This is a genomic window from Pseudomonadota bacterium, assembly GCA_018823285.1.
Taxonomy (GTDB): Bacteria; Desulfobacterota; Desulfobulbia; order Desulfobulbales; family JAGXFP01; genus JAHJIQ01.
The window spans coordinates 1-14,671 of record JAHJIQ010000007.1 but is presented as its reverse complement, the minus strand read 5'-3'; the positions used below and the strand labels follow the sequence as shown (position 1 = coordinate 14,671).

Genomic DNA, 14,671 nt, shown 5'->3' with positions numbered 1-14,671 from the left:
ATGCTCATTCAGATTCCGCCGACGCTCCACCTTCCGCTGGAGCCACTTCCTCAGCTGGCGCTGGCGGCAACTCTTTATCGACAGGCAGACCCGCATCTACCATAAACTCCCGGAACTCATCTTCATAACTGGCATAAGAATGGGGTTTGATGGAGGGATCATTCCAGGGATTGATATGTCTCACCATACGGCTGTTGTTGGCAAGATTCCTGGTCGGACTTAAAAACACCCCGCCCAGATGCATCAACTTGCTGAATGGGAAATAGGCAAGAAGGGACGCGACCAGAAAAAGATGGACAAAGAATAGGCCGCTGACATTTTCAGATATAACCGGCTGAAAAGTTGCCAGACCATGAGTCAGCATCTTGATGCTGACGACATCAACCCGGACAAAGTACCGCATCAACACCCCGGTGATACCGATGCCGAGAATCAGGAAAAGCGGAAAATAATCTGCCGGCAGGGATATGTAGCGGATAGCGGGAAGAACAAGTCTACGCAGGAAAAGAAAGGTCAGCGCCCCGATGAATACCAGATCGGTAATGTACAGGGTGGGCGCCCCCACCTGCAGAAAACCGTCGCCAAATTCCAGCGCGTGAACAAAAGCGGGAATCGGGTCGGTGAAGAGGCGCAGGTGGCGAAGAACGATCAACAGGAACGAATAATGAAACATGATCCCGAACAGCCAGAGGAACTTACTGCTCCCGTAGGCAAGTTTCGGTCCTTCGTGAATCTCCGCCCGGGTGTTTTTAAACAGTGACCGGAAAGCGAAGATCTCCAGCACCATCCTGCCGATCACCCCTGCAGTGGTTGAAGGGCAATCCAGCTTGTTCTGTTTGATCCACGGCAGAGAGTTCGCCTGGCCACTGGTGGTCGGGATCCTGAATGGTACAGGAGACTTAGCCCAGCCCACCACCTTGGCGATGAAGAAGATGATGAATATGGCCAGGGCCAGGTACGGGAAGACGACCCCGAACAGCGTTCGCCCGCCGGGCAACATAACGCCCACATAGGCCAACGCCATCAGCACCAGGACAATACCTAAAGCTTTCAGGACTTTCATTTACTGTTACCTCGCATCTAGTTGAACTGTGATTAATGGTTTAGCTGTCATTAACTTTTTTCCTTCAACTTCATCTCTTCCCGCAACATCGCGGATGGACATCTCGCCCGATCAACTATTTCACCGCGTCCGCTTCGCAGTTCATGCATGCGGACATTGAACAACCTTTCACGACTGGCCATGTACAGATCAAAACCCTGAAGAGCCAGCTTGTCCACCCTGGCTTCAAAATCAGGCCATTGCTGTTCAAGCTCAGCGGACCACTCCTTGCGGCATTCGCTCCTGAAGATTCTTTTTACTTCAAAAATAAAGCTTAACGACTCGGAAGGGGTGTGTTCTTTCTGAACCGCCCTTAGTTTCATCAACTGCTCAAGGGCGGGTGTGATATCTACATCCACATCCGACCCCAGGGCTCTGAAAAGTTCTGCCAGCCCTGCAGTAAAATTATGCCCCAGCGGGTTGGCAAATCGATCAGATTTATTGTTAAGAAATCTAAGTGACTCAGAAGGGAACTCGGAAAAAATATGGTCGACCCATTTTTTTACAATCCCCCCCTCCTTCTCCCTGAACAACTGCAAAAGCTGCATAAAAAAATTCCGGTAAAACAACAGACCCAGAAACAAGGCCAGAAATTATGAATGACGATTCATTCGCCGAGCAGAATTCCTATCATGTTTGTTTTCTTTTTTCAACAAGAAAAAGGCAGGAGAAATCGCAGATTATTCAGGAAGAATTCCTATATGAAATAAATGGCGTGACGTTCAGGAAACTGTATCGACGATAAAACCTGTTTCCTGTTGAAGCTTTCTGATCAGGGCGGGGAGGTCATTCAGGTCGATTACCATGTCACGGATGACCTCGCACACTTCGTTGCTGGTACAGTCATAGACATCGACGGAAAACCCGTTTTCGTCTCTGGAAAGAACCAGATGAACGAGAATTCCGTGTTTTTCCAGGTTGCGATTCACCCGGTCGACCATTTCCCGGACCGTGTCCTGCGGCCTGTCGCCCTGAGAATATTCATCTTCCTGCTTTTTCTGCTTCCCCCGTGAAGACTCATAGACCCTTTCAAAGCGCTTGACGTGGGATGCCATTTCAATATCAAATACGGGGTCAACATCACGACCGGCCACTTTGGGGGTGGGAGGGGTCACTACCGGAGTCGGTCTTTTGATCTCATAGACAACCATCAGCCAGTCTCTCCTTCAGCCCGCTGTTTCTCTGCATCACTTGATCATTGCGGATGGCAATGCCAAGTGCCTTGCGACTTCCCACAATCACCACCAGCTGCCGGCCACGGGTTATTCCGGTATAGACCAGGTTCCTCTGCAAAAGAGGATAGTGGGAAGTGTGGACAGGCAGGATGATGCACGGAAACTCAGAACCCTGAGACTTGTGAACGGTTATGGCATAAGCCAACTGGAGCTCGGAAAGCTCCGACATCTCATACCTGACCTTCCTTCCTTCTATATCAAGGATCAGCAGTTGCTCATCCTCGTCAATCGTTTCGATGAAACCAAGGTCACCATTAAATACATCCTTATCATAATTGTTACGCAACTGCATGACTTTATCACCAACCCTGAACTTTACATGCCCTTTTTGTACCTCCTGTTTGCCTGGATTCAAAACCTCCTGCAGACTGCTGTTCAGGTTGTCAATTCCAACAAGTCCTTTCCGCATGGGCGAAAGGACCTGAATATCCTTCAGCGGATCAAAGCCATATTTCACGGTCAGTCTGCCGCCGCAGAGAGAGGTTATCTCTCTTACTATCTCATCGGGATTTTCCCGGGAAATATAATAAAAATCTTTCTCCCCCTTGAAGTCAGGCAACAGCTCAAGAGGCTCTCCACGGTTAACCCGGGCCCCATTAATGCTGATCAGACTTCCTTCATCCTGCCTGAATATCCGGGTAAGCAGGGACACCTTGATCCGGCCGAATTCAATGATATCTTTCAGGAAATTCCCTGGCCCGACCGAGGGCAACTGGTCGGCATCACCGACCAACACCAGCGCACCGGTTGCGGAAATCGACCTCAACAGGGCATTGGCCAGGATGATGTCAAGCATCGACACTTCGTCAACAATCACCAGGTCGGCATCAAGACAATTGTCTCTGTTTCTCTTAAATCCGTTTATGGAAGGATCAAATTCAAGGAGGCGATGAATCGTTCTGGCTTCTCTGCCCGTTGCCTCACCAAGTCTCTTGGCAGCTCTGCCGGTGGGGGCGGCAAGGCTGACATTGAACCCTTTGTTTTCCAGAATGATTACCAGTGCCTTTAAAATGGTGCTTTTCCCAGTCCCCGGGCCACCGGTTATGACGGTAAGACGGTTTTCCAGAACCGCCTGCAAAGCCTCGGATTGGCCCAGGGCAAGAGCGATACTGATCTCTTTCTGCACTTTTACAATTTCAGCTTCGCAATCAATACCACACCAGACCGGCGTGCCGGCGCCAATTCTGAGCAGATTTGCTGCGCTGCCCGTCTCGGCCGCATAAAGATTGGCCGGGTAGACCCTTTTGTCCGCCAAGACCAGCTTTTCCTCGGCGACCAACTGCGGCAGATGAGGGATTATCAGTTCGACAGGCATCGCCAGAAGGAGACTGCTTCTTTCCAGCAACTCATGTTCCGGCAAAAAACAATGTCCCTCCCCCGTAGCCTCGTTGAGAGTGTAAAGAACGCCTGCTCTGGCACGCCTGGGGTCGTCCATTGCCATTCCCACCGACCTGGCAATCCGATCCGCGGTCAGAAACCCGATGCCCCAGATATCTTCCGACAAACGATACGGGTTTTCCCGAACGACGGCTAAAGAAGCATCACCATAAACCTTATAGATCTTGACCGCGTAGGCTGCAGATATTTCATGGCTCTGGAGAAAGACCATGATCTCATGGACATTTCGCTGTTCCTGCCAGATTTTTTTGATCCCCGCCACTTTCTTGCGCCCCAGCCCCTGAACCTCACGCAGTCTCCCCGGCTCTTTGTCAAGAACCTCAAGAGTCGCTATGCCGAAACGCTTGACGATCCTCCCCGCATAAGCAGGGCCGATTCCTTTGAACAACCCCGAACCGAGATACTTTTCAATACCCTTCAATGTACTGGGGCGTACTATCGTGCATTTTTCGACTTTGAACTGTTCGCCATGACGTGAATCTTTCTCCCATTTTCCAATGAGTGAGAGTGACGAACCAACGGCAAGAGAAGAGAAAGTGCCGACGATCGTCTTCAGATCACCCGCTCCACCATCCTCTCTCAACCTGGCAACGGTAAAGCCGGTTTCTTCACTGTGAAAGGTGATTCTCTCCAGGATCCCCTCAAGTGCCGCTTCATCGCCTTTTGCATTATCCGCATTCATGGGAATAGGTATAGAAACTATGGGAAAGGAAGTATAGAAAAAAACCGGTGTTACCGGGGAAAAGGATGGCGGGGAAAAATCAAGGGGAAGGGATCACCGCAATAAATCAGAGCCGGCGGGGATACTTTAAACTACACATCGATCACCATCCCTTCCCGGGCAAAGATCAGATTCGTTGACCATTTCTTGCCGGCATGGAGTTCTTCTGCGATCCTGTCGATCTCTTTGTCGGAACGGCCAGGCTCGTGATGAAAAAGCACCAGATTCTTGACCCCGGCCCGGTTTGCCGCAGCAACCGTATGCTCAATCGAGCTGTGCCCCCAGCCCACTCTGGATTCCTTATACTCCCGTTTGGTGTATTGCGCGTCGTGAACAAGCACATCGACGCCCTTGAAGAAATCTTCAATGGCCTTGTTCTGCTCATCGGCCACAGCCTTTCCTTCCTGCGCCATGTCTTTGTCATACGAGGGATCATTGATATCTGTGGTGAAAAGGTTCTGAAACGGTTCGGTGTCGTATGCGGTACAGAACACCTTTCCCTTGTATTGAAAACGGTAGCCCAGACATAACACAGGATGGTTCAGATATTTGGTGGTAAGAACCATCCCTTCTCCCAGATCGAATTTCCCTTCCTTCAGGCTGGTGTATTTAATCTTTGCCGCCAGCTCCAGATGTCGGACCGGGAAATAACGGTATGACATCTGACCGCCGACTATTCCCTCCAGGCTGTCCTCCTCATGGTTCACCGGCCCGCAGACCCTGATCTCGGTGCCCGGAATATAGATCGGGGTGAAAAACGGATATCCCATGATGTGGTCCCAATGGGTGTGAGTCAGAAAAAGTTCGGCCCGGATCGGTCCTTTTGGCAGGTCATGGGCCATCATATAATTGCCGAGTTCCCGGATCCCTGATCCGGCATCAATAATAATAAGCCTTCCGCTCTCCCTTATTCGCAGCTCTATACATGGTGTGTTTCCCCCATACTTCACGGTATCGGGCCCGGGGCAGGGAATAGACCCCCGCACTCCCCAGAATTTAACCTGCATCACCACGCCTCCTCTGAGATTTGGAGAAAAATCTGTGCTTTTTCAATTTCAGCCCTGACCGTCCCCTCCATCGCCTGCAGGTCACTCCATTTAAGACCCAGTGATTCCAACAGCCAGGAAAGCTGGGATTCATCCTGATACTGATCCCCTGCGGTACCGAACTGATTGATGTTGGCATAGACATTGGCCAGACTGGTCATCATCACCATCTGACTTCTCTCCCCGGTGATATTTTCCGGAGTGTGATGGTCGCTCAGCACATCGGTAATTGCTTCATTGAGTTGCCATTTGCCGGCGATCATTCCGCCAACCTGACCATGATCAAAGCCAAGCATCATCTCCTCGGCACGCTTCAACGGCCCCTGCTCAAGGACCGCCAGGTTCAATATCCGGCTGTACTCCTCTGAAAAGCAGTTGTTCAGCGGGATTTTACCAAGATCGTGAAGCAGACCGGCTACAAAATACTCCTCCCGCATGGCCACTGGAATTTCAAGTTTCGCGGCCAGGGTTTTTACGGTCACTCCAACGCAGATGGAGTGGGCCCAGAATCCGTCCATGGACAGGGCCTGAAAGGCATCCGACTTGAAAGCCCCGAGAACAGCGGTACTCAAAGCCAGGTTTTTAACGGTATTCAGGCCGAGCATAATGATGGCCCTGGTGAGTGACGTGATCTGGTTGGGCAATGAATAATAAGCCGAATTGATCAGCTTGAGGACCTGACCGGTGAGAACCGGGTCGAGGGAAATCACTCGGTTAAGATCATTGGGAGAAGTATTGGGACGATTGCACACTTCCAGCACTTTCGTAACGGTTGTCGAAAGACTCGGCATCCGGTCGATATAGTCCTGAATCTGCCTGAACCTCACATCATTGGTCGGCAGTGATTCTGTCATAATCTTAATCCCTTGGGCGGGTGCAGCGATCCGTTATCTGAATTCCTAACAGCCATGTTTTACCAGAAAATCCCTGACCATTTCATCCATAATCTCAAGTTGCCCCCTGCCGGTTTCGTTCACTATGACCCAGGTGCACCGTTGAAACGCCCGGTACAGTTCAGGAGAAATCTTGATTTTCAGGTCGGCCAGCTCATTTCCGTTTTCTGTACGTGGCAACTTCTTTTCACTATTTTCCATGCAAAACCTTATGTAAATTCCAGGGTGCAGAATAATTCTATAGATTCGGGATTCAAAATGCAAGACGTCCGGACCTTTACCGACACACCCGTTTTTCACATGATGCCGAGTAAAGAATCATCACCCCTGAGCGAAAGACTCCTACTACCGACTGCAGAAATCCACGGCTTCCCGGTAACTGATCCCGGAACCGCCAAAAATATCAAGAGCGCTGCCCACAGTCACATCGAGCCGCCCTTTGCCAACCTCCTTTACAAGTTTAAGATCGGCAAGGTCTTTTACCCCGCCGGCGTAGGTGGTCGGAATAGTAACCAGGTCAGCAAGCAGGGCAATCAGATCAACGGCAACCCCTTCGCATTTCCCCTCCACATCGGCTGCATGGATCAGCAGCTCACTGCAGAATCCGGAAAAATACGCGATGGCCTCCCGGTTAATCTCAACCTCGGTAAATTTCTGCCACCGATCAGTGACCACATAATATCGCCCGTCTTTCTTCCTGCAGCTGAGATCGATCACCAGCCGCTCCGCCCCCACGGTCCCGACAAGCTTTCGCAACCTCTCTTCATTGACCGCCCCGTCATGGAAAACATAGGATGTCACGATCACCGCAGAAGCCCCCCGGTCGAGCCATTTCATGGCATTCCCGGCATTGACGCCCCCCCCCAGCTGCATGCCGCCAGGCCATGCCTCAAGCGCCTCGGCAGCAGCGCCGTCATTCCCGGGGCCAAGCATGATTACATGCCCTCCGGTGAGGTTGTCGCGGCGGTACATCTCTGCGTAATACGCAGGCGGATGCTCAGAGGCAAAATTGGTCAGCAGGGCGGCGTGATCAAAATCTGACAGGGATGAGCCGATGATCTGCTTAACCCTTCCCTCATGAATGTCTATGCATGGTCGAAATTTCATGGCAAAAAAAATGGTGGAAAAGCCCGCAAGCCTCCCACCACTGTTCTCAGTTGGTATTTTCAGAAAGAAACATCTTATCAGGTACTTTTCACCAGATAGGTGGCGGGATCAAGATCCAGCACCTTACCTTTTTCCACGCAGCCGGTTTCATCCTTGACAATATTCAGGGAGAGATTCGGCTTGGCGGTTTCCGGCTTGATCACAACAACCGTATCAAACAAATCATCAAGCGTATGGCATGGTGCAGGAACCCCCGCTTCACTCACCCGATCATCATCACGATGACTGACGGCGGAAAACCAGATCTGCAGATCCATTGCCTCCATCAGCTCCCTGAAATCAGCAAGAGCCTCCCTTGATGAATCGCCGAAATCATAGCCGTCAATAACCAGGCACGAAGGGCGGAAAATATTCTGATAGACCAGATCGTTCAATCTTTCTTCCAGCTTGGGCCTGGTAAATTCGGACTCCTTGAAAGTCATGATCAGCCTGTTCTTAAGAACATCCGCCATCAGTTCAGCAGTGTTGGCAAGCTTAACACCCTCGGTAATGTCTTTGATGATGTCATCGTACCAGGCTTTTGTTTTCTCAAGTCTCTGACCAATGCTGACATGCAGAACCTGATTGTCACGCAGGATACTGTCAAGGGCGATCTGGACCAGAATAGCAGTCTTGCCAAGTCCGGCACGGGCTGTGACCAGACCCATCCGTTTGCTTACAGGCTTGCCCTCTTTAGTTTGAGCTAAGATTTTCAATGGGTTTTTATCGACAAGATCCTGTTTCTGCATGCTCATTATCTCCTATGAAAACAATTGTCAGTATCGCAAACAGCGAAAGTGAAACTTCTTGAAAATCCGCGGGACCGACTGACAGTGCTTATCAAATTAATAGATTTAACAGTGGCTCAAAGAACCAAAACATCCTCCCGCAGAGACCATAACGACTTGCGCTGCAGTTTGCGGCAAAGACAAGCGGATTCTACCTGATAACCATCATTCCGGGCAACAGGTTAATTGCTCTTCTTCTGCTTCATCCGTTCCTGAATAATCCCTTCAGCAACATTCTTCGGCACCTGGCGATACACTGAAAACTCCATGGTAAATTCAGCCTTGCCCTGAGTCAGCGACCTTAATATGGTCGAATAGCCGAACATCTCGGAAAGAGGCACTTCCGCCTCAACAACTGTATAATTACCTTCCTCGGTTGTGCCGATGATCATACCCCGACGCTGGTTGATACTGCCCATGATCCCGCCCTGGAACTCGGTGGGCCCTTCAACAGAGACTTTCATGATCGGCTCCATCAATACCGGGCCTGCCTTCTGATATCCTTCCTTGAACGCGCCGATGGCCGCAAGCTGAAAAGCGATATCCGACGAATCCACCGCGTGCGAGGAACCGTCATTAATGACCACTCTCACCCCGGTGACCGGAGCTTCCGCCAGGGAACCCTTGGCCAGACTCTTCTGGAAACCCTTATCACAGGAAGGAATAAATTCCCTGGGAATCGACCCACCCACAATACTGTCGACAAATTCGTATTCCTGTCCATCCGTGGTGGGCTCCATGTATCCTGCCACCCGACCAAACTGCCCGGAACCACCCGTCTGTTTCTTATGGCTGTAGTTAAACTCCGCTCTTTTGGTAATGGTTTCGCGGTAAGCGACCTGAGGAGCGCCGACAGCGACCACTGCACCATACTCCCTCTTCATCCTTTCGATATAGACTTCGAGATGCAGTTCTCCCATCCCGGAAATTATGGTTTCATTGGTTTCTTCATCAACATAGGTCTTGAAGGTCGGATCCTCCTTGGTGAAGCGGTTCAGCGCCTTCGACATGTTGTTCTGGGCCTTGTTATCCGACGGCACAATTGCCAGGGAGATAACCGGCGCCGGAATATGCATGGAACTCATCGAGTAATTCAGATCCCCTGAAGTAAAGGTATCTCCCGATGCACAATCAACACCGAACAGGGCCACGATGTCTCCTGAGCCGGACTTGTCGATCTCTTCCATCTCGTCGGCATGCATCCTGACCAGCCGCCCGACCTTGACCTTCTTGCCCGTCCTGCTGTTGACGATGGCATCCCCTTTTTTCAGGACACCCTGATAGGTTCTGACATAGGTGAGCTGGCCGTAACGGCCGTCTTCGAGTTTGAAAGCAAGGGCTACCAACGGATCTTCGGGGCGGTTGGTTACCTTGACTTCGGCTTCCCCGTTGCTCAGATCAAGCGCGATATTTTCAACATCCATCGGGTTCGGCAGATAACTGTTCACCCCGTCAAGGAGTGCCTGAACCCCTTTGTTCTTATAGGCGGAACCGACAAACACCGGTGTAATGTCCAAGGCGAGAGTCCCGCGCCTTATTGCGTCTCGAATCATTGCCGGGGTTGGTGTTCCTTCGAGCACCGCTTCCATCAGCTCGTCGGAGTGCATGGAAGCGGCATCAAGGAGTTCTTCCCGAGCTGCTTCGGCATCCGCCATGAGTTCTGCCGGAATCTCCGCCTCGCGGATGATCTCCCCGTTATCGCCTTCGAAATAAACAGCCTTCATGGTCACCAGATCAACCACACCCTTCAAATCCGCTTCGAGCCCGATGGGCAGCTGGAGTCTGATCGCATTGAGCTGGAGTTTCTCCCGAAGCTGGTTGGTTACCCGCAGAGGGTTTGCTCCGGTCCGATCACACTTGTTGATGAATGCGATCCGGGGGACGTTGTATCTGGTCATCTGCCGGTTTACGGTGATGCTCTGGGACTGCACCCCGCCCACCGAGCAGAGAACAAGGACCGCACCATCAAGCACGCGCAAAGCCCTCTCGACCTCAATGGTAAAGTCAACATGCCCGGGGGTGTCGATAATGTTGATATCGTGACCCTTCCAGGTGCAATGAGTTGCAGCGGAGGCAATGGTGATCCCCCTTTCCTTTTCAAGTTCCATCGAATCCATTTTTGCACCCACGCCGTCCTTGCCCCGGACTTCATGGATCGCATGGATCTTCTGGGTATAATAAAGGATCCTCTCGGTCAGGGTGGTCTTGCCCGAATCGATATGGGCACTGATCCCGATATTCCTAACTTTTGCCAGATCGTCGCTCATTTTCTACAACCTCTAAATGCGGTTCGCCTAAAAAAATTTTAAACCGGTTTTTCTTGATAGCACCGACACCGTGAACGACCTGCGTTCCACTCATGCCTTCCAAATAAAACAGCCCGCTGATGGGGCTGACAATATCGAATCTATAAACAACCAGCCATGTTTCAATGGAAGGCTGATTTTGAGAACGGGTACATTTAACCGTAAGCCCTGATGCTGTCAAGAAAAAACAGCAGCCGTCAAAGACAAAAACTCCCCGGTTTTCCGATTGTATCAAACAGGAAAACGGAGAGTTTTTCAGGCAGGCCGAGTTGGAGGCAAATGAGTGTCCGCGCGGAACCCTTCTCTCACTGTTGGATCAACGACTCCCGAAGGAATCGGCAAACAGCTTTTCAACAGCGTGCCGCCCGTTATCAGTCAGGTGTCTGGTCCCGGTACCGACAAATGTATCGTGCTCGATTCTTGGGTCATCTTCATGCCACGCACCTTCCCGCCAGGTGAACCAGCCTTTTCTGACCTGTCCATAAACATGCACAGGCCGATTGAACAGCTTGGCAAGCTCCACCGCCCATCCGGTCCCGCCTTTGACCGTATTGTCGTTCTGGATTGTTCCCACGACAAAAATCTGATGGCCGTTATTGACCATATGAAAAATTGTCTGGAGCACCTTGCGGATCTTTTCCGCCCCGTAATAATTCCTGTTCATCATCTTGGAAGCGAGTTCCATGCTGATATCGCCGCGCCTGAGCTCCTCTTCGGAAATAACAACCAGGTTACGATCCCTGTTGGGGACTCGCCCGTCGAAGGTGAAGTTGACCTCCTTTACCCCCCATTTCTCGGCCATCTCACCAAAAAAAGTTTCGGCACCCTGAAGTCCGCCGCTGTAAAGAGTGCAATTTTCTTTCACCAGCATATCAACACCTTTCAATTATGTTTTCGTTTAGATCCGCCTGTTTTGCATGATGTGACTATCTTATTGATAAAGTTCAAAACTTGCCAGGCAAAAAAAATATTCGGGCCTTATTACATTTTTTTAGTCACTTGACAACCTGAAAATCGATGTTTAAAAATCAGTTCAGTAAACGTTATCAGTTACAATGACCTCTCAGTTTCAGGGCTTTTTTTAACCAACCAGCAAAGGAGAACTCGATGGCGATTTTTAAGTGTGAAAAATGTGGTGAGACCAAAGAAGGACGCTGTAAACCGAAAAAATGCCCGGCCTGCGGTGAAGCCTCTGCCATGGTCAAGCAGGAAGAAAGCAAAAAATCCGGGTGCGGCTGCCGCTGCGGTTCAAAATAACCCCGCGCCCCACCTTTCCCTGAAGAAGCCCGAAACTGTTACTTTCCGGGCTTCTTTTTTTTTGCCCTTTTCATCTCCCGGTATTTGCTATAAATCATTGCTATAGATAATCATTCAGATATAGACTACAAAAAGAGCTGGCCAGTACTTTGGCCAACAAGCAGGAATCAGACCCGCCTCTCATCTCCAGGAAAAATGATGAGACCCTTTCGCTTTAAATCATTAAGGTTCACGGCACCCTGATTGACCAGAACCGGGAAGCCGGACGAAGGAGCAGGCATCATGGGCGACACCTTAACAACCTGTGTCTATTGCGGTTGCGGTTGCGGCTTGTATCTTCACGAAAGCAATGGCATGATCCGGGGCTCAAGCGCCAGCCGCAATCATCCGGTTTCCCGCAATAATTTATGTGTCAAAGGCTGGCACATCCACGAGTTTATCCATTCACCAGAACGCCTTAGCCAGCCCCTGATCCGCAAAAACGGCGCCCTGGCGCCTGCCACTTGGAATGAAGCCCTGGATTACACCGCAAAGGAATTAATGCGGATCAGAGAAGGCGACAAAGGTTTTGGCGTTCTCTCTTCGGCAAAGTGCACGAATGAAGAGAACTACCTGCTCCAGAAATTCACCCGCGCCGTGATGAAAACCAACAATATCGACCATTGCGCCCGCCTCTGACACGCCCCGACGGTGGCAGGTCTTGCCACCACTTTCGGCAGCGGGGCAATGACCAATTCAATCAACGAGATTGAAAACGCGGAAGTCATCCTGGTTTCCGGCTCCAATACCACCGAAGCCCACCCCCAGGTGGCCCGCCGAATGCTTGATGCCGTTGACAAAGGGGCGAAGCTGATTGTTATCGACCCCCGCAAAACCCCACTTGCCGAGTTCGCCCATATCCATCTGGACCTTCGCCCGGGAACAGACATTCCCCTGCTGAACGGGATGATGCGCATTATTCTCGACGAAAACCTGGTCGATGACCTGTTTATCGAGATGCGCACTGAAAATTACTATCAGCTCCGCGACATGCTGTTCCGCCTTGACCTTGACGAAGTCGCTTCCGTTACCGGAGTTGATCCGGCAAAGATCAGAAAGGCGGCGCAACTCTATGCCCAGGCGCAGAAAGCTGTAATCTGCTACTGCCTGGGTATCACCCAGCACATCTGCGGCACCAGAAACGTCCAGTCTCTGGCGAATCTGGCCATGCTGACCGGCAATGTTGAGAAGGAAGACACGGGGGTCGACCCCCTGCGTGGCCAGAACAATGTTCAGGGCGCCTGCGACATGGGCGCCCTGCCAAATGTTTATCCAAGCTACCAACCAGTCAACAACCAGGATTTCAGAGAGAAGTTCGAAAAGGCCTGGAACACCGAACTTTCCGCACAGCCCGGGTTGTCGCTAATGGAAATGACCCATGGCGGGAAAAATGGCGCGCTCAGGGCCATGTTCATCATGGGCGAGAACCCGATGCTCAGCGACCCTGTGCTTTCCAAGGTCAAAGAAACCTTGACCGGGCTGGATTTCCTGGCGGTTTCAGACATCTTCCTGACCGAGACCGCAGAACTGGCCCATGTGGTCTTTCCTGCCGCCTCCTTTGCCGAAAAAACAGGCACTTTCACCAACTCCGAACGAAGAGTGCAGATGGTCCGTCAGGCCATTCCTCCTATCGGGGGCTGCCGAACCGACCTGGATATCATCACCGCCCTGTCCGAAAGACTCGGCTATCCGATGGACTACGAATCCCCTGCAGAAGTGATGGAAGAGATTGCGATGCTCGCCCCCATTTACGGAGGCATGCACCACGACCGGCTCGACTCCTCCTGGGGTCTGCAGTGGCCCTGCTGGGATCGGAGCCATACCGGGACAAAATTCCTGCATAAATACTATTTCACCCGGGGACGCGGCCATTTTGTCCCGGCCGATCATGTGCCGCCAAGCGAACTCCCGGATCAGGATTACCCTTTCACCCTGATCACCGGGCGGATATACCATCACTACCATACCGGCACCATGACCCGGAAGAGTGCGGCCCTGAATCGGGAAAGCGATAAAGCGTTGCTTGAGATCCATAAAAGCGATGCGGAAAAAATGCAGATCAGAAACGGCGAGATTGTCGAACTTATTTCCAGGCGGGGGGCGATCCCGGTTGCCGCTTCCATCAGCGACCAGGTGCAGCCAGGGTCACTCTACACCTCGTTTCATTTTTCCGAGTCGCCGATCAACGCCTTGTGTATCGACACCTGGGACCCTCTGGCCAATTGTCCGGAATATAAGGTCTGCGCAGTCAGAATCAATAAAATTCCAGCCGGGAACTAAACCAGATCATGACCGACAAACTGATCCTCAAAAAAGACCACCTCACCCCGTTTCTCCGAAAGCTGAACAAAAAGTACCGGCTGATCGGCCCCAGAACCAACCGTCACGGCGACACCCTGTTCAGCCCGATCGACACTGTCGACTCCCTGTCGTTCGACCTCGACCGCCAGCCACAGAACTCGTTAAAACAGTTCATGTTCCCCCAGAGTGAAATCCTGTTCACCTATACGGTCGCCACTCCGGACAAGTACGAATTCAAGCACACCACAAATACCCTTGAGCCGACCGTGTACTTCGGCGTCCGCTCCTGTGACCTTTCGGCAATCCTTTACATGGACGTAAGCTTTCTGCAGAACACCACCGATCCCCACTATCTCGCCCGCCGGAAAAACTCGGTTCTGATCGGTCTGAACTGCAACAATCCTTTCCCGAACTGCTTCTGTAACGCCACCAAGAGCGG

14 protein-coding genes are annotated in these 14,671 nt (G+C 51.4%); 3 read left to right on the top strand and 11 right to left on the bottom strand.

Features of this window, described 5'->3' with window-relative positions:
* Nucleotides 1-4: 4 nt before the first annotated feature.
* The 11 genes from dsrM to KKG35_01950 all read right to left on the bottom strand — a co-directional run bounded on the left by dsrM (nt 5) and on the right by KKG35_01950 (nt 11,506).
* Nucleotides 5-1,063 (bottom strand): sulfate reduction electron transfer complex DsrMKJOP subunit DsrM, encoded by a 1,059-nt coding sequence (gene dsrM, locus KKG35_02000; protein MBU1736891.1) that lies wholly within the window; start codon nt 1,061-1,063, stop codon nt 5-7.
* Between the two features lie 50 nt (nt 1,064-1,113).
* Nucleotides 1,114-1,650 carry an RsbRD N-terminal domain-containing protein gene (locus KKG35_01995; protein ID MBU1736890.1) on the bottom strand — a complete coding sequence of 179 codons (537 nt, stop codon included), beginning with the start codon at nt 1,648-1,650 and terminating at the stop codon, nt 1,114-1,116.
* A gap of 174 nt (nt 1,651-1,824) precedes the next feature.
* A complete protein-coding gene (locus tag KKG35_01990; protein MBU1736889.1) occupies nt 1,825-2,253 on the bottom strand; it encodes a hypothetical protein in 429 nt (142 codons plus the stop codon).
* Nucleotides 2,240-4,417, bottom strand: coding sequence for an ATP-dependent RecD-like DNA helicase (locus tag KKG35_01985; GenBank protein ID MBU1736888.1), 2,178 nt, complete (start codon nt 4,415-4,417; stop codon nt 2,240-2,242). The genes KKG35_01990 and KKG35_01985 overlap by 14 nt, the downstream gene beginning before the upstream one ends.
* 131 nt (nt 4,418-4,548) lie before the next feature.
* The gene (locus KKG35_01980; GenBank protein MBU1736887.1) at nt 4,549-5,466 is read right to left on the bottom strand and encodes an MBL fold metallo-hydrolase; all 918 of its coding nucleotides are present in this window, start codon (nt 5,464-5,466) and stop codon (nt 4,549-4,551) included.
* On the bottom strand, nt 5,463-6,356 hold the full coding sequence (locus tag KKG35_01975) for an HDOD domain-containing protein (protein MBU1736886.1): 894 nt from the start codon (nt 6,354-6,356) through the stop codon (nt 5,463-5,465). Before KKG35_01975 ends, KKG35_01980 begins: the two co-directional genes overlap by 4 nt.
* Nucleotides 6,357-6,401: 45 nt before the next feature.
* Complete coding sequence (locus KKG35_01970) at nt 6,402-6,596, bottom strand: hypothetical protein (protein MBU1736885.1); 195 nt, start codon at nt 6,594-6,596, stop codon at nt 6,402-6,404.
* Nucleotides 6,597-6,740: 144 nt separating this feature from the next.
* Nucleotides 6,741-7,502: a phosphoribosylformimino-5-aminoimidazole carboxamide ribotide isomerase gene (gene hisA / locus KKG35_01965; GenBank protein MBU1736884.1), complete on the bottom strand. Its 762-nt coding sequence runs from the start codon at nt 7,500-7,502 to the stop codon at nt 6,741-6,743.
* Nucleotides 7,503-7,579: 77 nt separating this feature from the next.
* Entirely contained in the window at nt 7,580-8,290 is a 711-nt protein-coding gene (locus KKG35_01960) for a hypothetical protein (GenBank protein ID MBU1736883.1), read from the bottom strand.
* 221 nt (nt 8,291-8,511) lie between these two features.
* The gene (fusA, locus tag KKG35_01955; protein ID MBU1736882.1) at nt 8,512-10,596 is read right to left on the bottom strand and encodes an elongation factor G; all 2,085 of its coding nucleotides are present in this window, start codon (nt 10,594-10,596) and stop codon (nt 8,512-8,514) included.
* Between the two features lie 355 nt (nt 10,597-10,951).
* Entirely contained in the window at nt 10,952-11,506 is a 555-nt protein-coding gene (locus KKG35_01950) for a hypothetical protein (GenBank protein ID MBU1736881.1), read from the bottom strand.
* A gap of 236 nt (nt 11,507-11,742) precedes the next feature.
* On the opposite strand from KKG35_01950, the gene KKG35_01945 reads away from it, so the two are divergent.
* The 3 genes from KKG35_01945 to KKG35_01935 form a co-directional block, all read left to right on the top strand.
* Nucleotides 11,743-11,892: a hypothetical protein gene (locus tag KKG35_01945; GenBank protein MBU1736880.1), complete on the top strand. Its 150-nt coding sequence runs from the start codon at nt 11,743-11,745 to the stop codon at nt 11,890-11,892.
* A 282-nt stretch (nt 11,893-12,174) separates the two neighbouring features.
* The gene (fdhF, locus tag KKG35_01940) at nt 12,175-14,211 is read left to right on the top strand and encodes a formate dehydrogenase subunit alpha (protein MBU1736879.1); all 2,037 of its coding nucleotides are present in this window, start codon (nt 12,175-12,177) and stop codon (nt 14,209-14,211) included.
* Nucleotides 14,212-14,219: 8 nt separating this feature from the next.
* Nucleotides 14,220-14,671 (top strand): 4Fe-4S ferredoxin (locus tag KKG35_01935; protein MBU1736878.1); only part of this gene is annotated, 452 nt, incomplete at its 3' end.

Bases quoted from the DNA above. Each gene is read 5' to 3' on its own strand.
- dsrM (MBU1736891.1), bottom strand. From the start codon at position 1,063: ATGAAAGTCCTGAAAGCTTTAGGTATTGTCCTGGTGCTGATGGCGTTG.
- KKG35_01995 (MBU1736890.1), bottom strand. From the start codon at position 1,650: ATGCAGCTTTTGCAGTTGTTCAGGGAGAAGGAGGGGGGGATTGTAAAA.
- KKG35_01945 (MBU1736880.1), top strand. From the start codon at position 11,743: ATGGCGATTTTTAAGTGTGAAAAATGTGGTGAGACCAAAGAAGGACGC.
- KKG35_01985 (MBU1736888.1), bottom strand. From the start codon at position 4,417: ATGAATGCGGATAATGCAAAAGGCGATGAAGCGGCACTTGAGGGGATC.
- fusA (MBU1736882.1), bottom strand. From the start codon at position 10,596: ATGAGCGACGATCTGGCAAAAGTTAGGAATATCGGGATCAGTGCCCAT.
- KKG35_01975 (MBU1736886.1), bottom strand. From the start codon at position 6,356: ATGACAGAATCACTGCCGACCAATGATGTGAGGTTCAGGCAGATTCAG.
- hisA (MBU1736884.1), bottom strand. From the start codon at position 7,502: ATGAAATTTCGACCATGCATAGACATTCATGAGGGAAGGGTTAAGCAG.
- KKG35_01950 (MBU1736881.1), bottom strand. From the start codon at position 11,506: ATGCTGGTGAAAGAAAATTGCACTCTTTACAGCGGCGGACTTCAGGGT.
- KKG35_01990 (MBU1736889.1), bottom strand. From the start codon at position 2,253: ATGGTTGTCTATGAGATCAAAAGACCGACTCCGGTAGTGACCCCTCCC.
- KKG35_01960 (MBU1736883.1), bottom strand. From the start codon at position 8,290: ATGCAGAAACAGGATCTTGTCGATAAAAACCCATTGAAAATCTTAGCT.
- KKG35_01970 (MBU1736885.1), bottom strand. From the start codon at position 6,596: ATGGAAAATAGTGAAAAGAAGTTGCCACGTACAGAAAACGGAAATGAG.